The sequence below is a fragment of the Flavobacterium glycogeni genome, assembly GCF_048286775.1.
Lineage (GTDB): Bacteria > Bacteroidota > Bacteroidia > Flavobacteriales > Flavobacteriaceae > Flavobacterium.
The window spans coordinates 1-2064 of sequence record NZ_JBLVPV010000062.1; the positions used below are offsets into that span (position 1 = coordinate 1).

1 protein-coding gene and 1 pseudogene are annotated in these 2064 nt (G+C 37.5%); both read left to right on the forward strand.

Annotated features, from left to right (window positions below; translation table 11 throughout):
* Positions 1–105: pseudogene (locus tag ACNQGX_RS18355) on the forward strand (PorP/SprF family type IX secretion system membrane protein); the annotation flags it as partial.
* Between the two features lie 11 nt (positions 106–116).
* A complete protein-coding gene (locus tag ACNQGX_RS18270) occupies positions 117–2060 on the forward strand; it encodes an OmpA family protein (protein ID WP_417978731.1) in 1944 nt (647 codons plus the stop codon).
* Positions 2061–2064 lie beyond the last annotated feature (4 nt).

The window sequence follows — 2064 nt, forward strand, 5'->3', positions numbered from 1 at the left end:
GAAACAACCAATTTAAGGAACTATAATTCAGGATCACATGAAATATTCCTGCGTTTCGAATTGTTTAATAATTACAGCCGAATAACTTCACCTAGATTCTTTTAAGGATTCCAATTATGAAAATTAAAAATTTAATTTATACCGTTTTTTTAGTTTTATTTGTTTTTAAGGGAGTTGCGCAAACGACACGTATCGCTAGTGCCGATAAGCAATACGATAGTTACGCTTATGTTGATGCAATTGCCACGTATGAGCGCGTAGCTGAGAAAGGCTACAAAGACGAGAAGATGTTTCAGAAGTTAGGCAATGCCTATTATTTCAATGCAGAATTAGCGAAAGCATCAAAATGGTATGCCGAACTTTTTGCGATGAACCAAGAGCAAGAAGCCGAATACTATTACAGGTATTCTCAATCGTTAAAATCAATTGGCAAATACGCTGAAGCAAATAAAATACTGGAGCAATTCAATAAGGAATCAGGCAATGATCAAAGAGCCAAATTATTTGCGAGTAATAAAAATTACCTTGAAGAAATCAAAGCCAATTCGGGACGTTATAATGTAGCTGACGCAGGAATTAATTCCGGGTTTTCGGATTATGGAAGTTCGTTTTCGGGGAATAAATTGATATTTGCCTCTGCACGCGATACAGGTGGTGTTTCCAAGAAAGTATTCAAATGGACCAATCGGTCGTTTACGAATCTTTATGGGGCTGAAGTAAATACAAATGGTGATCTAAGTGAACCAAAACGATTTGGTAACAGAATAAATTCAAAATTCCACGAATCGACACCGGTTTTTACTAAAGACGGCAAAACGATGTACTTTACCAGAAATAACTATTTGGACGGAAAGAAAGGAAAAGACAGTAAAATGGTGACTTTATTAAAGTTGTATAAATCTACTTTGGATCAGCAGGGACAGTGGACTAATGTAATGGAATTGTCTTTCAACAGCGATCAATACAGTGTGGCGCATCCCGCACTTAGTCCAGATGATAAAACCTTATACTTTGCATCGGATATGCCGGGGACACTTGGACAATCGGATTTGTTCAAAGTGACAATTAATGACGACGGCGGTTACGGAATACCGGAAAATCTTGGAAAAAGCATCAATACCGAAGGCAGAGAAACGTTCCCTTTTGTATCAGAAGACAATGAATTGTATTTTGCCACTGATGGACGACCAGGGCTAGGCGGATTAGATATATTTGTTGCCAAAATAGAAAATGATAATGCCTTTAAAGAAGTAAAAAACATAGGAGGTCCTATAAACGGATCCCAAGATGACTTTGCATTTTTAATAGACAGCAAAAGCAGAAAAGGGTTTTTTACCTCCAATAGAGAAGGTGGTAAAGGGTATGACGATATTTATTCTTTTACTGAAATCAGAAAACTAACTTGTGAGCAAGCTTTAACAGGAATTATTACTGATAAGGAAACGGGATTGATTCTTGCCAATGCGAAAGTGAGCTTGTTTGACGAAAAATTTCAATTAATCAAAGAAAGCATTGCAAATGATCGGGGACAGTATCGTTTTGAGGCAGCTTGTGGCAAAACCTATTATGTAAGAGCCGAAAAGCCCGATTATGAAACAAAAGAGGGAGCCATTACTGTTGGAGAAATCAACGGTAAAACCGATTTGTCATTGGCTTTGACAAAAGCAATATGTAAAGTGGCCGTTGGAGATGATTTGGGTAAATGTTTCGGAATAAAAATGATTTATTTCGATTTGGATAAATCGTTTATTCGCAAAGAAGCGGCATTTGAATTGGAAAAAATTCTGGATGTAATGAAGCAATATCCAAAAATGAAAATCGATGTGCGTTCGCATACTGACAGTAGACAAACAGCCAAGTATAACGAAGCATTGTCTGACAGAAGGGCTAAAGCTACCGTTGCATGGTTAATAGAAAACGGCATAGAAGCCAATCGATTGACCGGTAAAGGCTATGGAGAAAGCCAATTGGTAAATACATGTTCTGATGGTGAGAAATGCAGTGAAGCAGAACACCAAGCCAACAGACGCAGCGAATTTGTTGTTGTTTCGATGGAATAAATAA